This window comes from Salinivibrio sp. AR647, from assembly GCF_001995415.1.
Lineage (GTDB): Bacteria > Pseudomonadota > Gammaproteobacteria > Enterobacterales > Vibrionaceae > Salinivibrio > Salinivibrio costicola.
The window spans coordinates 133,455-158,850 of sequence record NZ_MUFE01000009.1 but is presented as its reverse complement, the minus strand read 5'-3'; the positions used below and the strand labels follow the sequence as shown (position 1 = coordinate 158,850).

Sequence of the window (25,396 nt, the reverse complement as noted above, 5' to 3'; positions counted from 1 at the left end):
AACGGCGTATGACGGCCGCCTTCGTCTTTACCTAGTACGTATACTTCTGATTCGAACTTGGTGTGCGGAGTGATTGAACCAGGCTTCGCCAGTACTTGACCACGCTCAACTTCGTCACGCTTAGTACCACGCAGAAGAACACCAACGTTCTCACCCGCACGGCCTTCGTCTAGAAGCTTACGGAACATTTCAACACCAGTACAAGTGGTCTTGGTGGTGTCTTTCATGCCTACGATTTCAACGTCGTCACCCACGGTGATGATGCCTTGCTCAACACGACCAGTTACAACAGTACCACGGCCTTGGATTGAGAATACGTCTTCGATTGGYAGGATGAACGGCTTGTCGATCGCACGCTCTGGCTCTGGGATGTAAGAATCCAGGGCTTCAGCAAGTTCAACAATCTTCTGCTCCCACTGCTCTTCACCGTTCAATGCACCCAGTGCAGAACCTTGAATTACTGGGCAGTCGTCACCTGGGAAGTCATACTCTGAAAGTAGCTCACGGACTTCCATTTCAACCAGCTCAAGCAGCTCTTCGTCATCAACCATGTCACATTTGTTCATGAACACGATGATGTTTGGAATACCAACCTGATCCTGGGCAGTCAACGTGTGCGTAGTGACGGTTTGGCGTATCGTACTCAACGTGAGACGTTGCGATGGTGATACCACGATCACGCTCTTCTGGCGCATTATCGATTGACGCGAAATCACGCGCAGCACCGCCGTATACTTTTGCAAGTACAGTACAGATAGCTGCAGTCAGCGTAGTTTTACCATGGTCAACGTGGCCGATAGTACCAACGTTAACGTGCGTTTTCGTACGTTCAAATTTTTCTTTAGACACGATCGTCTTCCTTCCTAGTTGTGAGTTAAGGGGCTTTGCCTAATAACTCAGAAGTCAGTGTTTGATGCCGGTGATCGCACCGGCATCAGGACCAAAATAATTAGCTACGCTCAGCAATTAGAGCATCAGCAATGTTCTTCGGCACTTCACCATACTCGCTGAATTCCATCGAGTATGACGCACGGCCTTGTGTTGCACTACGTAGGTCTGTAGCGTAACCGAACATTTCAGACAGTGGCACTTGGGCACGTACGATCTTCAGACCCGCTGGGCCTTCGTCCATACCGCCAATCAGGCCACGACGACGGTTCAAGTCACCGACAACGTCACCCATCCACTCTTCTGGCGTGGTTACTTCAACCTTCATCATTGGTTCAAGCATAACAGGTTGCGCGTCGTGTGCACCTTTCTTGAATGCCATTGATGCAGCGATCTTAAACGCCATTTCGTTGGAGTCAACATCGTGGTAAGAACCATCGAACAAGGTCGCTTTAACGTCGAGCACTGGATAACCGGCGAGTACACCGTTTTTCATTTGCTCTTCGATACCTTTTGATACCGCACCGATGTATTCGCGTGGAACCACACCACCGACGATTTCGTCAACAAAGACGAAGCCTTCGTTTGGCTCTGAAGGTTCGATCTTCAGCCATACGTGACCGAATTGACCACGACCACCAGACTGCTTCACGAATTTACCTTCAACTTTGGTGCTACCACGGATGGTTTCGCGATAAGCAACCTGAGGCTTACCAACGTTACACTCAACGTTAAACTCGCGACGCATACGGTCAACGATGATGTCTAGGTGAAGCTCACCCATACCCGAGATCAGGGTCTGGCCAGACTCTTCGTCAGACTCAACGCGGAAAGACGGATCTTCTGCCGCTAGTTTACCCAGCGCGATACCCATTTTCTCTTGGTCTGCTTTAGACTTAGGCTCAACCGCGATCTGGATAACAGGATCTGGGAACTCCATGCGCTCAAGGATAACTTTTGAATCCATCGCACACAGCGTATCACCCGTGGTCACGTCTTTGAGACCAACACCTGCAGCGATATCACCGGCGCGGATTTCTTTGATCTCTTCACGCTTGTTAGAGTGCATCTGTACGATACGGCCCAAGCGCTCACGCTTTTGCTTCACTGAGTTGTATACACTGTCACCAGAGTTCACTACACCAGAGTAAACACGCATAAAGGTCAGCGTACCTACGAATGGGTCAGTTGCAATTTTGAATGCCAACGCAGAGAACGGTTCTTTATCGTCTGCATGACGCTCAATTGGGTTACCGTCTTCGTCTTCACCTTTGATCGCTTTAACGTCGATCGGTGAAGGCAAGTATTCGATAACCGCATCCAGTACCGCCTGAACGCCTTTGTTTTTAAACGCCGAACCACAGGTAGCTAGAACAATCTCGTTATCAAGGGTGCGCTGACGTAGCGCTTTCTTGATTTCTTCTTCGGACAATTCGCCTTCTTCAAGGTATTTGTCCATCAGTTCTTCAGACGCTTCAGCAGCAGACTCAACCAGGAAGTTGTGCCACTCTTCTGCTTGCTCTTTCAGATCGTCTGGAATTTCTTCATAGGTATACGTCATACCCATGTCTTCTTCATTCCAGTTGATCGCTTTCATTTTGATCAGGTCGATAACGCCCTTGAACTGGTCTTCTGCACCAATGTTCAAGTGAATTGGCACAGGGTGTGCACCAAGGCGATTTTTTATTTGATCAACAACGCGCAGGAAGTCAGCGCCCGCACGGTCCATCTTGTTGACGAATACCATACGCGGTACTTCGTACTTGTCAGCCTGACGCCATACGGTCTCAGACTGAGGCTCAACACCTGATGAACCACAGAATACAACCACAGCACCATCAAGCACACGCAAAGAACGCTCAACTTCGATGGTGAAGTCAACGTGTCCAGGGGTGTCGATGATGTTTACACGGTGCTGTTTAAACTGCTGATCAGAACCGGCCCAGAAAGTGGTGGTCGCCGCAGAGGTAATAGTGATACCACGCTCTTGTTCTTGCGACATCCAGTCCATGGTCGCGGCACCGTCGTGTACTTCACCGATTTTGTGTGACAGACCTGTGTAAAACAGGATCCGCTCGGTAGTCGTGGTTTTACCGGCGTCTACGTGAGCACAAATACCGATGTTACGGTAGTGCTCGATAGGGGTTTTACGAGCCACAATAGTATCCTCTTGCTAAGGTTAACCTTAGAAAATGGGTTTGGCGTGCTCCGAACGGAACACGCCATGAAGGCATTACCAGCGGTAATGTGCGAACGCTTTGTTCGCGTCTGCCATACGGTGAACGTCTTCACGTTTCTTAACAGCAGTACCTTTGTTTTCTGATGCGTCTAGCATCTCGCTTGCTAGGCGCTGAGCCATAGATTTTTCACCACGCTTACGAGCGGCTTCAACCAACCAACGCATAGCCAGGGCATTACGACGCACTGGACGTACTTCTACTGGCACTTGGTAAGTTGAACCACCTACACGGCGAGATTTCACCTCGACCGCTGGGCGTACGTTTTCAAGAGCTTGTTCAAATACAGCCAAGTGCTCTTTACCAGAACGCTCAGCCATGATGTCTAGAGCACCATAAACGATTTTTTCAGCAGTTGACTTCTTACCGTCAACCATCAGGATGTTTACAAATTTTGCCAGCAATTCGGATCCGAACTTAGGATCTGGAAGAATTTTACGCTGACCAATTACGCGACGACGTGGCATGGATTATCTCCGTTGTCTTCTTCAGGTTTTATCCAAAACTTTTCAGTTTTTTCAAAATTCAATTGTTTGAGTGTTTGGCCTTACTTAACGGAATCCATTAAGACTTAGGACGCTTCACACCGTACTTAGAACGACCTTGTTTACGGCCGTTAACGCCTGCACAGTCAAGTGCGCCACGAACAGTGTGGTAACGCACACCCGGCAAGTCTTTAACACGACCGCCGCGGATCAGAACAACACTGTGCTCTTGCAGGTTGTGGCCTTCACCACCAATGTATGAGGTGACTTCAAAGCCATTAGTCAAACGTACACGGCATACTTTACGCAGTGCGGAGTTTGGTTTCTTTGGAGTAGTAGTGTAAACACGAGTACATACACCACGTTTTTGTGGACACGCTTCCAGCGCAGGCACGTTGCTTTTCGCAACTTGCTTCAAGCGTGGTTTGCGGACCAGCTGGTTAATAGTTGCCATTAAATAGCTCCTGATATTACTTAACGTATAAGTGTGAAAAATCTAGCCCCAATACAACAGGGACGCGAAATTTTAGGCGTCGGGGTATAGGGTGTCAAGATTTATACAGAGATCTTTGCATTGTTTGTTTTTCAAGCAGCGCGCAGGGGGCGTTTTCACGCTATACAGGCTAGGGTATTACCATGTCATTTGCGTGACATGCTCGACGCTCAAGCTCACTAATTTGTTCATCTCAATCATCACCGCGCTGGGATGAAGCTTATCGCCGAGTCCTCGAGCGTGAACATCATCACTGAGCAAATAAACAACATGATTCCCGGTAAATAAGCGCGTCGCCCACTCGCTGCTATCTACTCCCGCCAGTACCGCATCACTGATTAGTACAATCACACTGTCCTGATCGATGTAGTTTAAGCACAACGTTAGCGCTTGGTCACGATAGGGAGACGATTTCACGATATGAAGCACGTCGACTCCTTAAAAATGTAGTATACGGTCGCACTCTGACAACCGCTTTTTGACTTGTTCAAGTGCCAGAACTTGAGTGGGTAAGACGGTCTCGGTGTGTTCCAGCCCACGAGATGCCAATGAAGCGCGGCACACATAGATGTTCTCAACGTCACACAGCGGTAGCATTTTAAAGCTGGCAATGTAATCGCGGCTCAGAATCTGTTGCGGTTGCTGACCCGCTATAAGTTGTAGAACCCCATCTCCAATAAAAAAAACCGATAAGGTGTCGCAAAACGCCGAGGTGGCGAGTAACGCATCTAGCCCTTCTCGACCGCTCGCCGACCCGTGGGGCGATGTAGAAAATACAAACCCTATTTGCATGAAGCCCTCTTAAAATTGCATCACTCGGTCAGCGGTTAACAAAGCGTCAGCCAATGCACCTAAGCCTGCCTGAGAAAATCCTTCTGCCAAGGTCGCCGTCGATAATTGATGCTGCGTCGCTTCTTGCTCACTGATAATCCCGCGTCGTAATGCCGCAGCCACACAAGTTTCCAACGCAACACCGTGATCGTGCGCCAACCGCTGCCACGCTTCCACCAAATCAAATTCATCATTTGCAGGCACTGTGGTTGCGGCGCCATTCAGTACACCTTCTTGATAAAAGAAGACTTTACTCACCTGATGCCCAGCCTTTATTGCTGCACAGGCAAACTGATAGGCAGTGCGTGCCAACTGTGATCCATACGCTGGCTCGGTCACGACTAACACATAACGCAGACTCATGATTCGATCTCTTCTGTTTTGCGCTGTCTAACGTAAAGATAGACCGTATGTTTCGAGATATTGAGACGAGATGCCACACGATGAATGGCATCTTTAATATCAAAAATCCCTTTGTCATAGAGCGCCATGACTATCTGACGGTTTTTAGTGTTATTAGACACCGTTTTGTCGGCATTGACTTCTTCAACTGTCCGTTCAACGGTTTGATCCACCAGCTCTTCCACGTCACTGGCAAAGTTTACCGACGAGGCCGCTTGTTTGGCGAGATCATCCGGAATGAAGGCTTGTAGTACCTGTGAAAAAGGCGCATCTAAATTAATGTTGATACACAATAGCCCGATGATACGATTATCCCCATTGCGAATCGCTACCGTGATCGACTTCATCAAGGTGCCACTTTTCGCTCGGGTAAAATAAGCCCGTGAAAAATTACGCTCTGAGCCTTCAATATCGCGCAACATCCGCAGCGCAAGATCGGTGATTGGCGATCCCACTTTTCTACCCGTGTTTTCACCATTCGCGATCTTGATCGCTGATTTATTTAAATCGTCTAATGCGTGCAGCACGATTTCACAATGTTCACCGATCAGCGCCGCAAGCCCATCCACTACCGCCGCATAAGACCGCAGAATAACACTGTCTTGTTGATTCAATGGATTAGACTCAATGAGCTCATTTTCCGTCATCACGTTCGCGCCAAAGCCTTCTGTCGGTACCACGTACGCCTATCCTTATTCGACCGTCAATGTAAATGTCTCTGCGCACAGTTTAACAGAATTTAAGCCTAAAAATGCAAAAAGCCCCGGCGATGCCGGGGCGGATATTACACAGTCAGACGAGGCTGTCGTTTAGCCTTCGCTCGCCGCGTCTTTTTTGGTATCGTCTTTTATTTCAAGCAGTTCAACATCAAACACCAGGGTTGAGTTGGCAGGAATTGATGCGGTATCTTGATCACCGTAAGCCAACTCAGGTGGCACAACAAAAGTAAATTTAGAGCCAACAGGCATGAGCTGCACACCTTCAGTCCAGCCTGGAATCACGCGGTTAAGCGGGAAGGTAGCTGGCTCACCACGATCGTAGGAGCTATCGAACTGGGTACCGTCAGTCAAGGTGCCTCTGTAGTGAACAACCACGGTATCTTCTGCGGCTGGCTTATCGCCCTCACCCATGCTATCCACTTTGTAAAGTAAGCCAGAGTCCGTTTCTTTAACGCCGTCTTGCTGGGCAAAGTCAGCCCGATATTTTTCACCTTCCGAAATCGCGGCTTCTGCTTTCTCTTTGGCTTGCTGTTGCGCCAGTTTAGTCACGCGCTGATCAAGCGATTGCAGCGCCGCTTGCGCTTGCTCATCGGTCAGTTTTGATTCCCCTTGAAAGACATCTTTCACCCCTTGCAGTACCACCTCTTTATCAAGCTCTAAGCCGATGTCTGCCTGTTGCTCTAAGTTAGCGTTGAGGTATTGGGCTAAAGACGCACCGATCGCGTAGGCTGCTTTGTCGTCATCGTTGGCAAACGCTGCTTCCGCTTGTTCGGCAGCTTGATTGGTTTGCTCTACTTTAGCGTCGTCTTGCTGACAGCCGACGGCAAAGGCAACGGTTGCCGCGAGTAGCGACATCTTCATTACTGATTTCATTGGGTACTCCGTTGATGACAAGGATAAATCCTCGTATGGTTGTTACTGACGCATCAACAATGCGAAAGCCTGATTCTATCAATATACTCGTGGTTATATGGCTGCAAACACTGGAACTCAAGCATGGTGCCCAAAATCCGCCACATTATTTGCATTTTTATAGTTATTAACAGCTTAACCGGTTGTTGGCAGTCTGGCAAAGAAGCCCAGCGCTGGTCAATCCATCCGGAAGGGGCGACCAGTTTTAGCCTCAGTCGTGACGGCCGTTTTGCCCTGATCGCGTCTGAGGAAACGGATATTGTCCTGTGGGATCTGGTCACTAATCAGCAACTGGCCGAACTCGGTGCGCAAGATCCGGACGCCAATCCGGTCGTTGTTAGTCATATTTCCGATAATAAGCGCTATGCCATTACCACAACAGCACAAAACTTTGCCGTCTGGGACCTGGCCTGGAGCCAAGCTCAAGGGCTATGGTCTATTTCTGAAGGCATCATACGCGATGCCGCGATCAGTAATAACGGTGAAAAATTGGTACTAGCGTTGTCGAATGGAAAAGCACTATTTATCGACTTAGGCACGGGAAGGCGCTTAGAGTTCCTCGCCCACCGCGATAAAATCAATGCAGTCTCGATTTCTCCCAACGGCGCCTATGTGCTCTCAGGTGGCAATGACCATCATGCCTACTTCTGGGATACCCAGTCTGGCCAGATCATCAATGACTTTGCTTATGACCGGCGAGTGAAACAAGTCGCCTTGCATCGTGAGGGGAAGTACGCATTTGTCTCTGACGGTGGCAACCGCGCTGTGATTTGGGCCCTACCCAGTGGCGAGAAAGTCAGTGAGTTGGATATCTTTGCCCGCCAAGCCATTTATGTCAGTGCCCGGTTTTCCGATGATGGTACCTTGCTAGCCACCGGCTCACCGTCACAACGGGTCGAATTGTGGGATGTGAAAACGGGTGAAAATATAGGTCGTTGGCAAGCATTGGCCCAGCCGGATACTCGCCCACCCAGCGCAGTGGTGTATGATGTAGCGATTGATCCAACTGGACGTGTTATTTCAGGTACCTCGGCCGGGATTGCCCAAGCTTGGTTAACCGACGCGCAATAACGAGAGAGCAATATGAGCGAGATAGATAAGTTACAACAGCAAATTGATGATCTTGAGTACAAAGTGGCGTTTCAAGAAGACACGATCGACCAGCTCAATACCGCATTGACGCGACAACAAGGTGATATTGAGCGCATGACGGTCCAAATCCAGTACCTTGTCAGCAAGCTCCAACATGTTGAGCCAGAGAATATTGCTAGCCAAGCTGAAGAAACACCCCCCCCGCATTATTGAAACCACACCGTATGCGTGACGATTAGCGCGCGGTCACGACGGCCAAATAAAAAAAAAGGCGCCAAACGGCGCCTTTTATTCGATGGGACTCATTACCACTCATCTATCGTCGTGATTAGTGGTCGTGGCCACATTCTTCACCGTCTTGGTGAATGTGCCCGTGTGAAAGCTCGTCTGCAGTGGCTTCACGCACATCAACGATTTCCACTGAGAAGGACAGGGTTTGGCCTGCAAGCATGTGGTTGGCATCAACAACAACTTCATCGCCTTCAACCTCAGTCACTTCGACTGGGATCTGGCCTTGGTCGGTTTCAGCCATAAAACGCATACCAACTTCAACTTGATCGACGCCTTGGAACACGTTAGCCGGTACACGTTGTACCATGGCTTCTTGGTAGTCACCGTAAGCTTCGTCTGGGCCTACCGTCACTTCAAAGTTCTCGCCTTTTTCACGGCCTTCCAGCGCGCTCTCAAGTCCGACGATCAGGTTACGATGACCGTGTAGGTATTGGAGAGGCTCTTGTGCTGTTGATTCATCAACAAGTGCACCGTCTTCATTTTTTACTTGGTAAGCCAGGCTGACTACCACATCTTTTGCAATTTTCATGCTCGCTCCGAGACCGGAAGGTAAATGGACTGCCGATGATAACGGATCCCCTACTCCGGTTTAAAGATCCCAATGACATTCTCTGCCGACTCGGCGCCAGAGTGTGACTGTTGTGCCGATTCCGGTAACCGACTATCGTGGTAATCGCAGCTGACACATTCCACTTTGTCAATGTTATTCTCACGCCACACTCGCAATGTATCGCGTTGTTGGCACGACGGACAGGCAGCGCCTGCGATAAAACGTTTTTTCACATCAACACCTTATTCGTCTCGATTCCAACTTTGATGCCGCTCACTATCACCGCGCATTTCTCGGTCAAAAATTTCTTCCAGCTCTTTGCGCGCTTCTTTGACTCGTGATGCTGTCGCGACATCTTGACTGTGCTGAGGCAATAAATCTTCCAGCACCCGCATGTCGAGTTTACGGAACAATATTTCTGCGCGTTTCGCTTTGTACGGGTGCATACCTAGGGACTCTAACGTTTGCCGCCCAAGATCCAGCGCGCCCAAAAAGGTTTCCCGAGAAAACTGCTCGACACCGTGCGCCATCAACTGATACGCCTCGACACGACTACGCGCACGCGCCATTACTTTTAGATTAGGGAAGTGATGAGCACAAAGATCAACAATCTCCATCACTTCGTCTGGCGAATCGGTACAAATCACGATCGCTTCAGCCGTCTTTGCACCAGCGGCACGTAATAAATCGAGCTGCGTAGCATCACCATAATACACTTCGTATCCATAGCGGCGTAGTAACTTGATTTGAGTCGGATCACGTTCCAGGATGGTCACCCCAATTTTATTGGCGAACATCAAGCGACCGACGACCTGACCAAACCGACCAAATCCGGCAATGATGACTCGCGAGTCAGTCTCAGTAAATGGCGCTTGCGGAGGCAAGGATTCAGGCTCGTTAAAAGTACGCGCAAACCAACGCTGCTGGAGCGAGAGAATTAACGGTGTAGTCATCATCGACAAGCTCACGACCACAAGCAAAAAGGCATTTAATTCTTTATCCAGTAGCCCTTGGCTACGCGCGGCAGTGAAAATCACAAAGGCAAACTCGCCCCCCTGACTGAGCAATACCGCCATTTGACTGCGCGCCTTGGGCGCGACACCAAACGCTCGTGCCAGTCCATACAGTAAGCAGGCTTTACCACCGACTAACGCAGCCACGGCACCGATGATCGCCCAGGGATATTCCAGTAAAAGCCCTAAGTCGACCGTCATCCCAACCGCTATAAAGAACAGCCCGAGTAATAACCCTTTAAAGGGCTCAATTGCCGTCTCAAGCTCATGCCGGTATTCACTCTCAGCCAACAACACACCGGCTAAAAACGCCCCCAGCGCCATCGATAGACCAAGGCTTTGCATGGCCAATGCAATCCCGATGACCAAGGCAAGCGCGGTGACAGTAAACAACTCGGTGACGCCACTCATGGCAATCAGACGAAAAATAGGGCGCAAGAAAAAGTGACCGCCGGCCAAGAGAGCGCCAATGCCTAAAAACATCCAGAGGACATCAAACCAACTACCTGCACTGCCACCGGCCAACGCTGGGATCACAGCCAGTATCGGGATCACGGCGATATCTTGAAATAATAAAACGGCAAATCCAGATTGTCCGGTTTCGCTGCGCATTAAGCGTTGGTCTTCGATGATTTTCATCGCAATCGCGGTAGAAGAAAGTGCCAGCCCCGCCCCGATCACCACGCCTTGTGGCAACGTGAGCCCAGCGAAGACACTTAATACCCCTATCACGACCCCRGTCAGCACCACTTGGCTACCACCAAGGCCGATAATGGGGCGCCACATTTTCAATAGCTTTTTAGGGTTAAGCTCCAAGCCAATTAAAAACAGCAGCAGCACCACACCAAATTCGGCAAAATGCAGGGTTGAGTCGACATCATCGATTAAACCCAGCCCCCAAGGGCCAATCACAATGCCTGCTACCAAGTAGCCAAGCACCGAGCCCATCCCCAAACGCTGCGCCAAAGGCACCGCAATCACGGCTGCCAATAAAAAGATAAACGCGATGAGCAGAAAGCTATGATCCACGATGTGCCTCCTGCTTCGCTAAAGGGTTAGCCAACCAGTCCGCATAGAGTTCAGCAAAGGCATTGCGATCCGCATCGGTGACGCGGCGCGCCCAGTGAAGAACTAAAGGTGAGACCCAGTGCATGCGGCATAACGCCGCCGTCAGTTCAAAAGGTTGCAATAACTCCTCCATGGAATATTTGTTGTAGCCGATTTTACTGAACGCTTCTGCTGCTCCACCTGTAGTGACCACAAAACGACATGTTTTTCCCGCTAACGCATCTCCCCCTTGCCCATGAGCAAAGCCTTTTCCGAGCACCACATCAATCCACTCTTTCAATAACGCCGGGCATGAGTACATCTGTAAGGGATGTTGAAACACCAACACATCGGCGTCAGTCACCAACGCACGCTCGTGATGGATATCCACCACAAAATCCGGATAAGCGGCGTAAATATCATGCACAGTGACATTCGCCAGCGGGCGTATCGATTCGAGTAATCGACGATTGGCGACCGATTCATCCGGATCAGGATGCGCCACGATAACAAGCACCTTGGGAGGGCGTGGGTTGTCCTTCTTATCTTGAGGCATACGCTTCCTTATCGTTATGATTGGCCAAGCACGCAATCTGTTCTTTATGCCATGTTTTAACTTTAACATACAAAAAGGCTAACCCCCTGTCTAACCACTCTCGCCACGGGGTGGGATTTGGCAATCTCCGCATCAAGCTGGTATAACGACCGCGCAACGTGCATCCATCAACCCAAGACAGACTGAGTAATCATGATTCGCTTCTCCGACATTCAATTGCTTCGTGGTGGTAAGCCCCTGCTTGACCACACCTCTGCCATCATTGCACCCGGCGACAAAGTCGGCTTGGTGGGTAAAAATGGCTGTGGCAAGTCCAGCCTGTTTGCCTTGCTACGCCACCAACTTTCGCTTGATGCAGGGCACTATGATTACCCCAGTCAATGGCAAGTGGCTTGGGTGGCACAAGAAACCCCCGCATTGGATAAAAGTGCGCTGGAATATGTGATTGATGGCGATACCGAATACCGTGAGCTGCAAGACGCGTTGCGTAACGCCGAAGCCAACGATGATGGCAATGCAGTGGCGTTGTTACACGATAAGCTCGATGCGATTGGCGGCTATACCATAGAGGCGCGCGCCGCAAGTTTGCTGGATGGCTTGGGGTTCAGTCAGACGCAAATCCATTGGTCATTAACGCAGTTCTCTGGGGGCTGGCGCATGCGACTTAACTTGGCACAAGCTTTGTTATGTCGCTCAGATTTACTGCTACTCGACGAGCCCACCAACCACCTCGATTTAGACGCAGTGATGTGGCTAGAAAAATGGTTGCAGCAGTACCCGGGAACCTTGGTCTTGATCTCACACGACCGTGATTTTCTTGATCCTGTGGTCAATCGTATCATTCATATTGAGCACGCTAAGCTGAATGAATACACCGGTAACTACTCGGATTTTGAAAGCATGCGCGCGCAAAAGTTAGCACAACAGCARGCGCAATATGAGAAGCAACAAAAGCAAGTTGCTCACATGCAATCCTACATTGACCGTTTCCGATACAAAGCCAGCAAAGCCCGCCAAGCGCAAAGTCGGATAAAAGCGCTGGAACGCATGGAAAAGGTGCTACCGGCTCAATACGATAATCCATTTAGCTTTACCTTTTTACCCCCTGATGCATTGCCCACTCCCATTCTTATGATGGATAAGGTGGCCGCTGGCTATAACAAAACGCCAATTATCGAGAACATTCGCCTTAACTTAGTGCCTGGGGCGCGCATTGGCCTGTTAGGGCGTAACGGTGCGGGCAAATCAACGCTGATCAAGTTATTGTCGGGCGATTTGCCGGCGATGGCTGGCGAGCTAAGCTACTCTCAAGGGGTGAAAATAGGTTATTTTGCCCAGCATCAACTCGATACCTTACGTATCGATGAAACGCCGCTCCAGCATCTAAATCGCTTAGCACCAACTACTGCCGAGCAAACCCTGCGAGATTTTCTCGGACGGTTTGGCTTTCAAGGTGACAAAGCGTTGGAAAACATTGGCCCTTTCTCTGGCGGCGAAAAAGCACGTTTAGTCCTTGCATTGTTAGTCTGGCAAAAACCGAACTTGTTACTGTTGGATGAACCGACTAACCATTTGGATCTCGACATGCGCCAAGCGTTAACGCTCGCATTGCAATCCTATGATGGCGCGATGGTGATCGTCAGCCACGATCGCTTTTTATTGCGTGCGACAGCCGATGACTTGTATTTGGTGGACAAGGGCGCAGTGCTACCTTTTGATGGCGACTTAGACGACTATCACCGCTGGCTGACCGAACAACAACGCGCTGATCGTGCGGAAAACAAAAAGCAAGCCGCAGACGAAAAACTTGCCCCACAGCAAACGCAGTTAGATCGAAAAGCACAAAAGCGTCGTGAAGCCGAATGCCGAAAACAAACGGCGCCACTACGAAAAAAAATTGACCGTTTAGACACAAAGATCGAACAACTTTCTGCCATTATCGCAGAAGCAGAAAACCAATTAGCGGATCCCGCTATTTACCAGAGTGACAACAAAGCCCGTTTAACGGAGCAATTGCAACGCCAAGCCGATGCAAAGTCGACGCTCGAAGAGGTGGAACAAGAATGGATGGAGCAACAAGAAGCGCTAGAAGCCCTGGAGGCGACATTCAACCAACACTAACGCCTGGGATGGCAAACGCCGCCGATCTTTGGCAGTTTTGTTTGCACCACTATGCTAAGCAAGAGGTCAAACAAGCCTGCCTTAAATTACAAGACGAGCACCAAGGCAATGTGAACCTTGCTTTGTTGCTCGCTTGGATTGAAAGCCATGGTTACGGGCTTAGCCCCGAGAGCCTCACCCAGCTTAAGCACGCCTTGAGCCGGTCTGAACATTTGCTGATCGCTTATCGCCATCTAAGACGCGATCTCAAGCCACGCGTGGGCACCGGCCAATATAAAAAAATGCTCAACTTTGAACTCAGTTTAGAAAAGTTCCAGCAACAAGACTTGATTGAAGTGCTTAATCGTCAATCCTGGCTCACACAAGCCGCGTCTCCCTTGGCCTATTATTGCCGCCAGCTATCCCCCTCTGCCCGAAATCTCTATACACCACTACGGGTAGACCGGCCTACAAAAGAGGATGGAGCAGACGATGATGACACCCTTTAATCCCATTCCAACTGCCCGTAATGCGCATCTGCAAACCTTACTGCCACGCCTGCTGCGCCGGCAACCGCTTTTTGCGCCTATTTGGCAAGCGTTTGATCTACCTGACGGTGACTTTGTCGATCTTGCATGGACGCATCATCCCGAAGTAGGACAGCCTATTATTGTCTTGTTTCATGGCCTAGCAGGAAGCTTTGATAGCCCTTATGCCAATGGATTATTGGCCGCTTTCAAACAGCAAGGCTGGTGCGGTGTGGTGATGCATTTTCGCGGTTGCAGTGGCCGTCTTAATCGCGCGCCGCGGACTTATCATTCCGGCGAAACGGAGGACGCTCGGGCATTTTTGACCTATTTACGCCAGACCTACCCGAACAATGAGATTGCCGCTGTGGGAGTCTCTTTGGGAGGAAACATGTTGGTGCGCTACCTGGCCGACTATCAGCATGATCCGATTGTCAGTTGTAGTTGTGCTATTTCTCCCCCGCTCGATTTAGCGGCGTGCTCGACCCGTATTCAACAAGGGTTTTCCCGTGTTTATCAAGCGTATTTGCTACGGTCGATGCGACAAACCTTATCGGAAAAACTTACCCGACACCAAAAAGTGGGTCGGTGGCATGCTGGGGAGCGGCCAAAGATTAAAACTCTGTTCGAGTTTGATCAAACGGTCACCGCACCGCTGCATGGCTTTGACGATGCTCAACACTACTATCAAAGCTGTAGTGGTTTATCTGTCCTTGACGCTATTACGGTCCCACTTGCGATTATCCATGCGAAAGACGATCCCTTTATGACCGACGCAGTAATCCCAACCTCGCCTCTGCCCGCGAATATTGACTATCAACTGAGCGAGCATGGTGGGCATGTTGGTTTTGTTACCGGCAGTTGGCGCCAGCCACAGTTCTGGCTGGAGCAGTCGGTGCCTCACTGGTTAGCCTCACGCCTTTGCTCGTCCCGTTAAAAAGGGACGCCACGCAAAGCAAAAAAGACCGACGCACATTGATCTACTGCATTGTGTTGAATGATTGGGTAAAATGCGAGCTGATTCACAATATCAGCATCAAGCACCCTAACGTCTCAGCCATAAATCAACAAAAGGTGATGTAGTATGATGGTTCCTTGGCAATCGGTCCCTGAGGAAACACTGACTCGTTTAATCGAGCACTTTGTGTTACGGGAAGGAACCGATTATGGTGAGCAGGAAGTCAGCTTTGCACAAAAAGTGGCGGATGTTCGCCAACAACTGCAATCCGGCGACGCCGTGATTGTGTATTCTGAGTTGCACGAGACAGTGGATATTCGTCGTAAGGAAGCACTCAGATCTTAGCATCGCTGTACGCAATAAACAGCGATACACATTCAGACTGAATGACAGGGCGCGTCATGTCGGCTAAACATCCAATCATCGCGGTCACCGGCTCTTCAGGAGCAGGGACCACCACCACGTCCGAAGCATTCCGTAAGATGTTCCAGATGATGAACATCAAAGCGGCGTGGCTAGAAGGGGACAGTTTCCATCGCTTTACGCGACCGGAAATGGACGTCGAGATCCGTAAAGCACGTGAGCAAGGACGGCACATTAGTTACTTTGGCCCCACCGCCAATGATTTTCCGCGATTAGAGCAGTTTTTCCGTGAGTACGGTGAACTCGGCACAGGCAAATATCGCCGCTACTTGCATACCTTTGATGAAGCGGTGCCCTACAATCAAATGCCAGGGACCTTCACACCATGGCAGGATTTACCCGACAATACCAACGTACTATTTTACGAAGGCTTGCACGGCGGTGTGGTTGATGGTGAGGTCAATGTCTCCCAACATGTCGACCTATTGATTGGTATGGTCCCGATCGTCAACCTTGAGTGGATTCAGAAATTTGTCCGCGATACCCGCGATAGGGGCCACTCACGCGAAGCGGTCACCGACTCAATTGTGCGGTCGATGGACGATTATTTGCATTATATTACGCCGCAATTCTCACGCACTCACATTAACTTTCAACGGGTGCCGACGGTCGATACCTCCAACCCACTGAACGCCAAAGGCATTCCTTCGTTGGATGAGAGCTTTGTGGTGATCCGCTTTCGAGGGATGAAAAACGTCGACTTTCCTTATCTGCTGCAAATGATCACGGGGTCTTTTATGTCACGGCATAATACACTCGTCGTGCCAGGCGGTAAGATGGGCTTTGCGATGGAACTTATCATCCGTCCATTGATTCAGCAGCTAATCGAAAAAGGCAAGATTGGCTAGGGCGTAGCGCATCTATCGTGTATTACTTCTCAAGCCGTGATCTTAGCCACGTTTTTGCCAGGTTTTTAGGCGGTTGGCCTAGATCAAAATCAAGAAATTGCTAACAAAAAAAGATACACTCTTGTTAACATACAGTGAGCTTGTAGCCCGCGCCCAGACTTCGTATTCTGTGCATAGATCTGGTGGGTTACCCCTCAGACAAAGATAGGACGTTGTTGCCGGGCAACACATGCAGAGGAAATAAGTTATATGGTTCCAGGAAAACCTCAAACAGACCCTACACTCGAGTGGTTCCTTTCACATTGTCACATCCACAAGTATCCGTCTAAAAGCACGCTGATTCATGCAGGCGAAAAAGCGGAGACCTTGTATTACATCGTGAAAGGGTCTGTCGCCGTTCTAATCAAAGATGAAGAAGGCAAGGAAATGATCCTGTCTTATCTTAACCAAGGTGATTTTATCGGTGAGCTAGGCCTTTTCGAAGATGATCAGGAGCGTACCGCTTGGGTTCGGGCTAAGTCTCCTTGTGAAGTGGCAGAAATCTCATTCAAAAAGTTCCGCCAACTGATCCAGGTTAACCCTGATATATTAATGCGTTTGTCCTCACAAATGGCGCGCCGTTTGCAAGTGACCAGCCAAAAAGTGGGGGATCTTGCCTTCCTGGACGTCACGGGCCGTATTGCGCAAACCTTGTTGAATTTAGCGAAGCAACCCGATGCCATGACGCACCCTGATGGCATGCAAATTAAGATCACACGTCAAGAAATTGGCCAAATCGTTGGGTGTTCGCGTGAAACCGTGGGGCGTATTCTTAAAATGCTGGAAGAGCAAAATCTTATTTCAGCCCATGGTAAAACCATCGTGGTATACGGTACCCGCTAATCACAGCGCTCTCTGTATTCCCAACCGACGCCCTGGCGTCGGTTTTTCTTTTTAAAACAAAAAAAAGGAAGAGCGAACTCTTCCTTAACTGTGTATGCCTCGTTATATCAGCTATTTATTAGTGCGTGCTCTCAAAAATTTTATCCGCTGAAGCGGCAACAAATCCCTGGTACAACTCACCGTTGGGCAACACATAACGCTTAGCAAACTCATAAAACCCACCTGGAATGGTTTGCGTGCCATCAGAGAAAACAACAGCGACACGGTCAGCCATGGTGGAGGATTGCTCCAGATAAACGGATGCGTCCCCTTTTACTTCACCACCCGCTTCGTTAATTGCAAAGCCATTGTCTCGCAGCTTTTGATTAACCGATTGGCAATGATCATGAGCCTTTAACTGATTGACACTCACCGTGAAATGATTCGCACCATAACCGTGCGCGGCTACCCAGGACGCGTATTCACTCTCCTCAGCAAGCGCTTGATAGGTGGCGCTATCGATGTCCCAAAGCCGCCCCTGATGAAGAAAATCGCTCCCTGTTAGTGACGACGCATCGACTTGTGCCACCAGCTTGTGAACAATGGCTTGCAGCGCAGGCGAGCATTGCTCGACCATCAATTCACTGATAAACACTTTCGGCATCAAAGGATCGGGGTGCTCGAAATGGCAGGCATTGAGCTTTTTCGCTTCAAAGGTATAGTCCCCTTTTTGCTGATAGCCTAGCGCCAGGAAGGGGCGCGCCAAGACCTCAAGCCCAACCTTGGGCAAACCAAATGTCCGCAAGGCAATATGATCATTGATTAAAGGCTGCCCTTCTTCGAGCAAGGCATGTACCTGATGTGCCGATGGGCAAAGACGGTTAATATAGTCTTGCCATAATTTATCGAATAACGCTTGGCCACTGTCCATGTTGGTCTCCTTAATCTTGTTGAGTCGGAATACCGGGGGCGAACGTCTCAGGCAGTACCACCTGCTCCCCTTCCATTGATGCCATGGGATAAGCGCAATAATCGGCGGCATAGTAAGCGCTTGGACGTAAATTACCCGACGCACCTGGCCCGCCAAATGGCGCATCACCGCTTGCCCCTGTCAACTGACGATTACGATTCACAATCCCTGCGCGAATATGATCGAGGAAGTATTGCCATTCGCCCTCGTCTTCACTGATAAGGCCTGCCGACAAACCATAGCGGGTATCATTCGCCTTCGTGATCGCATCAGCCATATCCTGATAGCGCTGCACTTGTAGTAGCGGACCGAAATACTCTTCGTCGGGTAACGCTTGAATGCCACTCACATCTAAAATCCCTGGAGAAATCACCGCATCGTGTAAATGCTCGCACTCTATGACGGGGGTTGCTCCCAGATCGATCAATTTTTGTTGTGTGGCCAAAATCCCCTCGGCGGCAGCCATTGAAATTTGGGCGCCCATGAAAGGTGCGGGATCATCAAACTGTCCGCCCACTCGCACGGTTTTGGTCCATTGTGCTAGGCGAGTCAAGATCTTGTCACCCACTTCTCCCTCAGGCAGTAGCAGGCGGCGTGCACACGTACACCGCTGACCGGCACTGAGGTAGGCCGATTGAATAATGGTGTATACGGTGGCGTCTAAATCACCGAACTGATCACTCACCACCAAGGGGTTATTGCCCCCCATTTCCAGCGCCAGCATTTTATCGGGCTGGCCAGCAAACTGACGATGAAGAATATGCCCCGTATTGGCGCTACCGGTAAACAATAAACCGTCAATACCGCGCGCTTGGGCCAGCGCCTCACCGGTATTGCGCCCACCTTGTACCAGGCTGATCAGTCCTTGCGGTAATCCCGCTTCGAGCCAATAGCCCAAGGTCTTCTCTGCGACTTTTGGCGTCAGCTCAGAGGGTTTAAATACTACGCTGTTGCCCGCCAATAAAGCTGGAACAATGTGGCCATTAGGTAGATGCCCAGGGAAATTGTAAGGCCCGAATACCGCCATAACGCCAAGTGGACGATGGCGTAATACCGCTTGGGTGCCATTGACGTCTTTTTCACGTGAGCCTGTTCTTTCGTGGTACGCGCGCAAGGAGATCGCCACTTTGCCTACCATGGCCCCGACTTCGGTTTTGGTTTCCCACAAGGGTTTGCCCGTTTCTTCGGCAATGACCCGAGCCAGTTCATCGGTATTGGCTTTCACTATTTCGGCAAAGCGTTCCACCAGCGCTTGGCGCTCAGAAAAATCGGTATTGCGCCAACGCAAAAACGCGTCGCGTGCGGCGCTGACCGCTTGCTCCACTTGCGAACGACTCGCTTCTGCACCTTGCCAAATACATTGACTATCAAAGGGGTTTTGCGAGGTCATGATCTCGCCCTCGCCTTTCACCCACTYGCCATGAATCAAATGGCCTGCTGATTGCTTTGTCATTTTATCCCCCCATAGCAATCAAACGCAGTTGATCGCCGTTTTTTACATTCAATGCATCGGCAACCGCTGGGCTAATCACAACTTGATTGGTTTCGTGATCGATCGCAGCTTTCGCCGCGGTGGCACGGAAGCCAGCAAAATCGGTATTCGATATTAAATAATCCTGTGCGCTACTGTGCTCTCGTACGCGCGCTGAGGCGGTGAAAGAGTGACGTACAGACTCAATATTGGGGCGTAAGCATTCTACCGTTGGGCCCGCATCAAAGATGTCGACATAACCACGGCAAGAAAAGCCCTCTTTTTCCAACAAGCGTAATGCTGGACGGGTATTCGGGTGCACTTGACCGATAACTGCACGAGCTTCCTCACTCAGTAGGCTCACATAAATCGGCAATTTAGGCATTAAGTCGGCAATAAACCCTTTGGCACCAATCCCGGTGAGATAATCCGCCAAGGTAAAGTCAATGTTAAAAAAGTTGTCTTTTAGCCACTGCCAAAATGGCGAGTTGCCCTCGTCATCCGACACACCGCGCATTTCGGCAAACACCACGTCAGCGAAGCGCTCTGGAAATTGCGCCAGCATTAGGAAGCGGCATTTAGACAATAACTTACCGTTTAACCCGCCACGAAACTCTGGACGCATAAACAGGGTGCAGATTTCTGTCGCCCCCGTGTAGTTGTTGCCAAAGGTCAACACTTCAACAATGTTGTGCACGTTCAGTTTGCGTGATGAATGTACCACCTTGGTCAGATGGTAACTGTAAAACGGGTTATCAAGACCAATGGCGGCTTCGATGCCCGTGGTCCCTGCGATTTCACCGGTTTCTAAATCTTCGGCGACCATCAGATATCCCTCTGGCCCCGGCTCTGTCACCTGTTTGGCAAAACTCTCGAGCGAATTATTAATCCGCCCCTGTAGCAAATCGGCATCGACCGGCAAGGAGGTGAATCCATGCCCGGACGCTTCCGCACACAACATCAGTGCATCAAAATCTGATGCACGGATCGGCCGAATAACTAACATCTCAAATCCCTCCGAGTGAGTCAGGTCGCTTATCCTGCGACGACCTTGGCAATCGCACGTTCTAGGCGTGCCATTCCTTCTTCAATATCCGCTTTGGTAATGACCAGTGAGGGAGTAAAACGCACCACATTAGGCCCGGCAACGAGAACCAATAAGCCTTCTTCGCCTGCCGCAACCAAGATATCGCGTGCTCGGCCTTCCCAGTCTTGGTTCAGTGCCGCACCGAGTAACAAGCCTTTGCCACGCACTTCACTGAAGATGCCATATTTATCATTGATCGCTTCTAACCCGTCACGGAACCATTGCTCACGCTCTATGACACCGGCAAGCACGTCGGGTTTGGTCACTTCATTAACCACCGCTTCTGCCACCGCACAGGCCAGTGGATTACCGCCATAAGTAGAGCCGTGAACCCCCGGCTTCATATGCGCAGCCAAGGCGTCGGTCGTTAACATGGCACCAATTGGGATCCCGCCACCCAGTGATTTTGCGGTGGCTAAAATATCGGGCTCGACCCCAGACTCTTGATAAGCATAAAAAGTACCGGTGCGCCCGTTCCCCGTTTGCACTTCATCAAACACTAAAAGCGCATTGTGTTTATCACACAGTTCACGCACGGCTTGGAGAAAACCTGGCTCTGGCGGCACAATCCCACCTTCACCTTGTAAAGGCTCCATCATCACCGCACAGGTTCGGTCCGAAATATGATCGGCCAATGCGGCAATGTCATTGTAAGGAAGGTGTGTTACATCGCCGGGTTTAGGTCCAAAGCCATCGGAATACGCGGGCTGACCACCTACGGTGACAGTAAAGAAGGTGCGACCATGGAAGCCTTTGGTAAAGGCAATGATTTCACTTTTATGCTCACCATGTTCTTCTTTTGCCCAACGACGTGCCAGTTTCAGGGCCGCTTCGTTCGCTTCAGCGCCCGAGTTAGCGTAAAACACGCGGTCGGCAAATGAGAGTTCGGTGAGGCGTTTAGCCAGACGCAACGCGGGCGCATTGGTCATGACATTACTCAAATGCCACAGTTTCTGGGCTTGCTCGGTTAACGCATCAACCATGACCGGATGACAATGGCCTAAACAGCTCACCGCGATACCACCGGCAAAATCGATATACTCTCGGCCTTCTTGGTCCCAAATGCGCGACCCTTTACCGTGATCAGGAATCATCGGCATTGGGTTGTAACATGGCACCATGACTTCATCGAAGAGTTTACGTTCTACTTTGTGCTCCATTGTCATCACTCAATCCTTCTATGTTTTATCTATGAGGCATAGTATTTACATTATTTTAACCGCAGCAATAGCAGATTATGTTTTGTTTTCAGCATGGTAACAAAGCTCATGCAGTTTAAAGAGATAGTTATGCATAAACTGTGAGCAAAGAGAAGATGAAAGTGAGTAAGGCTATGATGCTAAGAAGGCAAGATTAACGGACTAGAGACCGACAGTTGCATAAGGTTGCAGCCGTTGACAAAGTGATTAAAAACAGCGAAATGTAAAATTAGTGATAAAGATCGCTATTTTTTGCAACCATTGCTGAAAAAAAAGACTCAAGAAAGGAAGACATACGGTAAAGGCTGCACGATAGAGGCCGCCACAGATAGAGCGTCAAAAGACGAACATATTAACCTGCCCGCACCGCTACCTAAGATTGTTGAAGAAAATTGGCTAACAAGGCATGGCCCTGCTCCGTCAGAATACTTTCCGGATGAAATTGCACCCCCTCAATCGCCAGCTGCCGATGTTTGAGCGCCATTATAATCTCACTGCCATCGTTATCGATAGCGGTCGCTGTGACGGCCAAACAGTGAGGTAGGCTTTGAGGTTCAACTAATAAAGAATGATAACGCGTGACAGTGACAGGGCTAGGCAGGCCTGCGAAGACCCCTTCTCCTTGGTGGGTAACTTGGGACGTTTTGCCATGCATTACCGTACGAGCTCTCACGACGTTCGCGCCAAATACTTGTGCCAGCGCCTGATAGCCAAGACAAACCCCTAAAATTGGAATTTTCCCGGCAAAGTGTGCAATCACCGCTAAGGAAATCCCCGCTTCATCCGGGGTACAAGGGCCAGGGGAGATAACGATGTGCGAGGGAGCCATCACCTCAATATCCGCCACACTAATGGCGTCATTTCGCGCAACATGGACCGATGCGCCCAGCTCACAAAAGTACTGATAAAGGTTATAGGTAAAGGAATCGTAATTATCGATGATAAGAAGCACTGTGCTACGCCATGCGATGGAAAACCGGCATGATGCTACCACAGTGCTGAATAGGCGTCATCCAGGTGCGAGCAACCTTCGCTGCCCGCCACAAGATTACGGCTGGGTGAGCTGACAGCGAAATCCGGTGTATTTAACCGTCATCGCGCTATCTGCAGGTGCACGGCCGCAGTAAACCGGGATCAGCCCTAGCGCTTTCACGGATACCCTTATCGAATCATCCGTCTGCAGCGCCAAGGATTGAACCAAAGGGCTAGCCTGGTCAAAGGTGCGCGTCGCGCGCCATTTCATCCACGCATGATCCGGACTTTTTTGTCCATTAAGTAAGGGGATAATAGGCAAGAAACTGCGATTATTGATCGTCACCGAGACGGGGACCACGGGCTCAGGATAATCGAGTGAGATCAGCACAGGATCGTGATCGGATGACGAGAATGGATTACTCGATTTCACCAATTCTCCGCTATATTGTCGGCTGTACTCAAACAGAGTGCTCTCTACTGAGTTAATATGCCACTCTTCCACCCCGACCACTTTGCTCGCCAAACTGGCATTGGCGAGTGCATGATCTAACGCGCCCAGCTCTCCAGAAAATGAGTACGAGTAGGCTTTATCCCCTAACCACTGCGTTGCGAGGTTGGTATAACCAAGACCTTGCTCAACGACGCTTGGCGTTGGATGCATAGGCACACCACGAATTTCAGTGCCCGCCGCGGTGATAATATCGCGCTGGCCCTCAGTACGCTGATAATCCGTTAGCACCCGCACCGGATCTTCTTGCGCATAAGCATTGAGATCACCCAAAATTAATACGTCACCGTCGACCGCTTTGAGATGGTCACGCAATGCAACGGCGGCAGACACGCGAAACGCATTGCAGTGTCCCTGCATATCCGCGGTATCAGTATCAAACTCACCCGCAATCCAGTCTTCATAGCAGCCTGAGCCTTTCGATTTAAAGTGATTCACCACCACACTGAGCGGCTGGTCATTAACCATAAAACGTTGAATTAGGCTATCACGCTGGTATTTGTCGAGTGTCTTAGTTTCTCCGTCTGGACTTTCGCCGCTGATATGCTGCTCTGGCATGGGTACCGCTTGCGCCTCACCTGCGAGATTGACCTTCGCGGGGCGATAAATCATGCCCACCATAATCGCATCTGAGCCAAAATAGGCGCCCTGATTTTTCTCTTGGTCACTGGGTTCGACAAATTGGTAATGATCACGCGAGTCAGCAAATTGCGCATTTAAATGGGTCACCAGATCAGCAATGGCGCTGCCAGCCTCAAAGCCAWTATTCTCAATTTCCATCAAACCGACAATGTCGGCGTCCATCGCGGTGAGTGCATTGACAATTTTAGTGCGTTGCAACCCAAACTCAGCCGCCGTTTTCGCCCCACGGTTACAGCCACGATTCGCATCGGCATCGGCACGATCATTACAGGTCACGTTGAGTGGGCCACCGACCGCACTGGCGCTGGTGAAATAGTTAAGTACGTTAAAACTGGCCACCTTAATGTCAGCGCCAGGCACGTTATTCGGTGCCGGTTGACGATCATTTTGGTGCACAATATCACCGGCAGTGATGGTGTTTGTTGCAACAAGTCGGTATTGGTTGTAGCTATAACCCATAACACCGCTCAAACGCTCGACCCGATCGCCAATACGTAGATATCCCTGCTCGGCATCTAAGCCTGGAAAATATGGGATCTTGCCGTCTTTCGCTTTTTGATCGCTCTCGATATACAGCTGGTTATCGCTATTTTTCGCGGCGAGTGCCTCAGCGTCAGGCGTTAACGCGGGATACTGTTGCGTGGGTTTGTATAAAGGGGATTGATGCGATAACACCATATTGTTACGGAAGGCATCGTAGTCAAAGCCAAAGTTACGCGTGATCACCAAATCGCTATCCGCGTCCATGGTGACGTACATCCCTTCGTAGCGCTCAAGTGCCTCGTGCAAAGTCTCATCGGGTTGAACACGGAGTGCCGTCGGTGCAATCGTCCCCTGAGGTGCTCCCTTAGCCACTTGTTCATCGGTAACACCCAGTTGGGTATGCCCGTAATACTCTTTGATTTTCCCGCTGGCACAAAGCGTATCACCGGGCACCAAGTCTAAGTCTTGCGCGTCACGCAAATAGACAAACAATCCGTCGGACGTTGCCGGGTTACCATCGCCTTGCGGATCTTGAATCCAGACCCCTTTGTATAGGCCTTGGGTGATCGCCGTCACCACCCCTTGTACAGCATAGGTTTTGTCTGAGCTATATTGGCCATCTGGGACGAGCGGGCTCCGTGCACCATCACCTTGAATGGCGTAGATGGGGGTTGGGGTTGTCACCCCACATTGGTAGTTCTCGGTAAGTGGCGCTTTTGCCGCCGCGGGCAGTGCAACGCCGGCCAGCACCAAAGCAAGGGGCGACCACATCAATGGCTTTTTCATACCTGTTCCTTCACGTAAATTGAGTGTTTACTCGAAAATCGG

27 protein-coding genes and 1 pseudogene are annotated in these 25,396 nt (G+C 50.1%); 8 read left to right on the top strand and 20 right to left on the bottom strand.

Features of this window, described 5'->3' with window-relative positions; translation table 11 throughout:
* The 10 genes and pseudogenes from BZG76_RS15580 to fkpA form a co-directional block, all read right to left on the bottom strand.
* The coding region (locus BZG76_RS15580; protein ID WP_241824090.1) for an EF-Tu/IF-2/RF-3 family GTPase at positions 1–254 on the bottom strand (254 nt) is incomplete at its 3' end.
* A gap of 171 nt (positions 255–425) precedes the next feature.
* A pseudogene (locus BZG76_RS15575) lies at positions 426–849 on the bottom strand (GTP-binding protein); the annotation flags it as partial.
* 100 nt (positions 850–949) lie between these two features.
* Positions 950–3,046 carry an elongation factor G gene (gene fusA / locus BZG76_RS12265; protein WP_025744278.1) on the bottom strand — a complete coding sequence of 699 codons (2,097 nt, stop codon included), beginning with the start codon at positions 3,044–3,046 and terminating at the stop codon, positions 950–952.
* 75 nt (positions 3,047–3,121) lie between these two features.
* Positions 3,122–3,592: a 30S ribosomal protein S7 gene (gene rpsG / locus BZG76_RS12260; protein ID WP_025673237.1), complete on the bottom strand. Its 471-nt coding sequence runs from the start codon at positions 3,590–3,592 to the stop codon at positions 3,122–3,124.
* Positions 3,593–3,689: 97 nt separating this feature from the next.
* Positions 3,690–4,064: a 30S ribosomal protein S12 gene (gene rpsL, locus BZG76_RS12255; RefSeq protein ID WP_025673238.1), complete on the bottom strand. Its 375-nt coding sequence runs from the start codon at positions 4,062–4,064 to the stop codon at positions 3,690–3,692.
* Between the two features lie 177 nt (positions 4,065–4,241).
* Positions 4,242–4,532, bottom strand: coding sequence for a sulfurtransferase complex subunit TusB (gene tusB, locus BZG76_RS12250; protein WP_077461577.1), 291 nt, complete (start codon positions 4,530–4,532; stop codon positions 4,242–4,244).
* Positions 4,533–4,541: 9 nt separating this feature from the next.
* Positions 4,542–4,895, bottom strand: a complete 354-nt coding sequence (gene tusC / locus BZG76_RS12245; RefSeq protein WP_077461576.1) for a sulfurtransferase complex subunit TusC — start codon at positions 4,893–4,895, stop codon at positions 4,542–4,544.
* Positions 4,896–4,904: 9 nt separating this feature from the next.
* Complete coding sequence (gene tusD / locus BZG76_RS12240; protein WP_025744273.1) at positions 4,905–5,297, bottom strand: sulfurtransferase complex subunit TusD; 393 nt, start codon at positions 5,295–5,297, stop codon at positions 4,905–4,907.
* Entirely contained in the window at positions 5,294–5,983 is a 690-nt protein-coding gene (locus BZG76_RS12235; RefSeq protein WP_174566330.1) for a helix-turn-helix transcriptional regulator, read from the bottom strand. The genes tusD and BZG76_RS12235 overlap by 4 nt, the downstream gene beginning before the upstream one ends.
* Positions 5,984–6,145: 162 nt before the next feature.
* Positions 6,146–6,928 (bottom strand): FKBP-type peptidyl-prolyl cis-trans isomerase, encoded by a 783-nt coding sequence (gene fkpA, locus BZG76_RS12230; RefSeq protein ID WP_077461575.1) that lies wholly within the window; start codon positions 6,926–6,928, stop codon positions 6,146–6,148.
* 123 nt (positions 6,929–7,051) lie between these two features.
* On the opposite strand from fkpA, the gene BZG76_RS12225 reads away from it, so the two are divergent.
* Both BZG76_RS12225 and BZG76_RS12220 read left to right on the top strand, forming a co-directional pair.
* Positions 7,052–8,038, top strand: coding sequence for a WD40 repeat domain-containing protein (locus tag BZG76_RS12225; RefSeq protein WP_077461574.1), 987 nt, complete (start codon positions 7,052–7,054; stop codon positions 8,036–8,038).
* A 12-nt stretch (positions 8,039–8,050) separates the two neighbouring features.
* Positions 8,051–8,272, top strand: a complete 222-nt coding sequence (locus BZG76_RS12220) for a SlyX family protein (RefSeq protein WP_025744270.1) — start codon at positions 8,051–8,053, stop codon at positions 8,270–8,272.
* Between the two features lie 115 nt (positions 8,273–8,387).
* Here BZG76_RS12220 and slyD read toward each other — a convergent pair whose 3' ends face one another.
* From slyD to kefG, 4 genes are read right to left on the bottom strand one after another with little or no spacing between them, the layout of a single operon-like run.
* Positions 8,388–8,879, bottom strand: a complete 492-nt coding sequence (gene slyD, locus BZG76_RS12215) for a peptidylprolyl isomerase (protein ID WP_077461573.1) — start codon at positions 8,877–8,879, stop codon at positions 8,388–8,390.
* Between the two features lie 50 nt (positions 8,880–8,929).
* Positions 8,930–9,133, bottom strand: a complete 204-nt coding sequence (locus BZG76_RS12210) for a YheV family putative zinc ribbon protein (RefSeq protein ID WP_025744269.1) — start codon at positions 9,131–9,133, stop codon at positions 8,930–8,932.
* Between the two features lie 9 nt (positions 9,134–9,142).
* Positions 9,143–10,942 carry a glutathione-regulated potassium-efflux system protein KefB gene (kefB, locus tag BZG76_RS12205; protein ID WP_077461572.1) on the bottom strand — a complete coding sequence of 600 codons (1,800 nt, stop codon included), beginning with the start codon at positions 10,940–10,942 and terminating at the stop codon, positions 9,143–9,145.
* Positions 10,932–11,516, bottom strand: a complete 585-nt coding sequence (gene kefG / locus BZG76_RS12200; protein WP_077461571.1) for a glutathione-regulated potassium-efflux system ancillary protein KefG — start codon at positions 11,514–11,516, stop codon at positions 10,932–10,934. The genes kefB and kefG overlap by 11 nt, the downstream gene beginning before the upstream one ends.
* 192 nt (positions 11,517–11,708) lie before the next feature.
* Here kefG and BZG76_RS12195 point away from each other — a divergent pair, with 192 nt between their 5' ends.
* From BZG76_RS12195 to crp, 6 genes are all read left to right on the top strand, one after another.
* Positions 11,709–13,637, top strand: a complete 1,929-nt coding sequence (locus BZG76_RS12195; protein ID WP_077461570.1) for an ABC transporter ATP-binding protein — start codon at positions 11,709–11,711, stop codon at positions 13,635–13,637.
* 8 nt (positions 13,638–13,645) lie between these two features.
* On the top strand, positions 13,646–14,125 hold the full coding sequence (locus tag BZG76_RS12190) for a TIGR02444 family protein (RefSeq protein WP_101494532.1): 480 nt from the start codon (positions 13,646–13,648) through the stop codon (positions 14,123–14,125).
* Positions 14,109–15,080, top strand: a complete 972-nt coding sequence (locus BZG76_RS12185) for a hydrolase (protein WP_077461568.1) — start codon at positions 14,109–14,111, stop codon at positions 15,078–15,080. The genes BZG76_RS12190 and BZG76_RS12185 overlap by 17 nt, the downstream gene beginning before the upstream one ends.
* Positions 15,081–15,227: 147 nt before the next feature.
* Positions 15,228–15,446, top strand: a complete 219-nt coding sequence (locus BZG76_RS12180) for a YheU family protein (RefSeq protein WP_025744266.1) — start codon at positions 15,228–15,230, stop codon at positions 15,444–15,446.
* A 56-nt stretch (positions 15,447–15,502) separates the two neighbouring features.
* On the top strand, positions 15,503–16,372 hold the full coding sequence (locus tag BZG76_RS12175; RefSeq protein ID WP_077461567.1) for a phosphoribulokinase: 870 nt from the start codon (positions 15,503–15,505) through the stop codon (positions 16,370–16,372).
* Positions 16,373–16,621: 249 nt separating this feature from the next.
* Positions 16,622–17,254, top strand: coding sequence for a cAMP-activated global transcriptional regulator CRP (gene crp, locus BZG76_RS12170; RefSeq protein ID WP_025673251.1), 633 nt, complete (start codon positions 16,622–16,624; stop codon positions 17,252–17,254).
* A gap of 118 nt (positions 17,255–17,372) precedes the next feature.
* Here the strand turns inward: crp and BZG76_RS12165 are convergent, their stop codons facing one another.
* The 6 genes from BZG76_RS12165 to BZG76_RS12140 all read right to left on the bottom strand — a co-directional run bounded on the left by BZG76_RS12165 (position 17,373) and on the right by BZG76_RS12140 (position 25,354).
* On the bottom strand, positions 17,373–18,164 hold the full coding sequence (locus tag BZG76_RS12165) for a DUF1338 domain-containing protein (RefSeq protein ID WP_077461566.1): 792 nt from the start codon (positions 18,162–18,164) through the stop codon (positions 17,373–17,375).
* 10 nt (positions 18,165–18,174) lie between these two features.
* Positions 18,175–19,656, bottom strand: a complete 1,482-nt coding sequence (astD, locus tag BZG76_RS12160; RefSeq protein WP_077461565.1) for a succinylglutamate-semialdehyde dehydrogenase — start codon at positions 19,654–19,656, stop codon at positions 18,175–18,177.
* Position 19,657: 1 nt separating this feature from the next.
* Positions 19,658–20,680 carry an arginine N-succinyltransferase gene (astA, locus tag BZG76_RS12155; RefSeq protein ID WP_077461564.1) on the bottom strand — a complete coding sequence of 341 codons (1,023 nt, stop codon included), beginning with the start codon at positions 20,678–20,680 and terminating at the stop codon, positions 19,658–19,660.
* A 29-nt stretch (positions 20,681–20,709) separates the two neighbouring features.
* Positions 20,710–21,927 carry an aspartate aminotransferase family protein gene (locus tag BZG76_RS12150; RefSeq protein ID WP_077461563.1) on the bottom strand — a complete coding sequence of 406 codons (1,218 nt, stop codon included), beginning with the start codon at positions 21,925–21,927 and terminating at the stop codon, positions 20,710–20,712.
* Between the two features lie 406 nt (positions 21,928–22,333).
* Positions 22,334–22,912, bottom strand: a complete 579-nt coding sequence (locus tag BZG76_RS12145; protein WP_077461562.1) for an anthranilate synthase component II — start codon at positions 22,910–22,912, stop codon at positions 22,334–22,336.
* Positions 22,913–23,008: 96 nt separating this feature from the next.
* On the bottom strand, positions 23,009–25,354 hold the full coding sequence (locus BZG76_RS12140; protein WP_077461561.1) for an ExeM/NucH family extracellular endonuclease: 2,346 nt from the start codon (positions 25,352–25,354) through the stop codon (positions 23,009–23,011).
* Positions 25,355–25,396 lie beyond the last annotated feature (42 nt).

Bases quoted from the DNA above. Each gene is read 5' to 3' on its own strand.
- rpsG (WP_025673237.1), bottom strand. From the start codon at position 3,592: ATGCCACGTCGTCGCGTAATTGGTCAGCGTAAAATTCTTCCAGATCCT.
- rpsL (WP_025673238.1), bottom strand. From the start codon at position 4,064: ATGGCAACTATTAACCAGCTGGTCCGCAAACCACGCTTGAAGCAAGTT.
- tusC (WP_077461576.1), bottom strand. From the start codon at position 4,895: ATGCAAATAGGGTTTGTATTTTCTACATCGCCCCACGGGTCGGCGAGC.
- tusD (WP_025744273.1), bottom strand. From the start codon at position 5,297: ATGAGTCTGCGTTATGTGTTAGTCGTGACCGAGCCAGCGTATGGATCA.
- BZG76_RS12235 (WP_174566330.1), bottom strand. From the start codon at position 5,983: ATGACGGAAAATGAGCTCATTGAGTCTAATCCATTGAATCAACAAGAC.
- fkpA (WP_077461575.1), bottom strand. From the start codon at position 6,928: ATGAAATCAGTAATGAAGATGTCGCTACTCGCGGCAACCGTTGCCTTT.
- BZG76_RS12225 (WP_077461574.1), top strand. From the start codon at position 7,052: ATGGTGCCCAAAATCCGCCACATTATTTGCATTTTTATAGTTATTAAC.
- BZG76_RS12220 (WP_025744270.1), top strand. From the start codon at position 8,051: ATGAGCGAGATAGATAAGTTACAACAGCAAATTGATGATCTTGAGTAC.
- slyD (WP_077461573.1), bottom strand. From the start codon at position 8,879: ATGAAAATTGCAAAAGATGTGGTAGTCAGCCTGGCTTACCAAGTAAAA.
- kefG (WP_077461571.1), bottom strand. From the start codon at position 11,516: ATGCCTCAAGATAAGAAGGACAACCCACGCCCTCCCAAGGTGCTTGTT.
- BZG76_RS12190 (WP_101494532.1), top strand. From the start codon at position 13,646: ATGGCAAACGCCGCCGATCTTTGGCAGTTTTGTTTGCACCACTATGCT.
- BZG76_RS12185 (WP_077461568.1), top strand. From the start codon at position 14,109: ATGATGACACCCTTTAATCCCATTCCAACTGCCCGTAATGCGCATCTG.
- BZG76_RS12180 (WP_025744266.1), top strand. From the start codon at position 15,228: ATGATGGTTCCTTGGCAATCGGTCCCTGAGGAAACACTGACTCGTTTA.
- BZG76_RS12175 (WP_077461567.1), top strand. From the start codon at position 15,503: ATGTCGGCTAAACATCCAATCATCGCGGTCACCGGCTCTTCAGGAGCA.
- crp (WP_025673251.1), top strand. From the start codon at position 16,622: ATGGTTCCAGGAAAACCTCAAACAGACCCTACACTCGAGTGGTTCCTT.
- BZG76_RS12165 (WP_077461566.1), bottom strand. From the start codon at position 18,164: ATGGACAGTGGCCAAGCGTTATTCGATAAATTATGGCAAGACTATATT.
- astA (WP_077461564.1), bottom strand. From the start codon at position 20,680: ATGTTAGTTATTCGGCCGATCCGTGCATCAGATTTTGATGCACTGATG.
- BZG76_RS12150 (WP_077461563.1), bottom strand. From the start codon at position 21,927: ATGACAATGGAGCACAAAGTAGAACGTAAACTCTTCGATGAAGTCATG.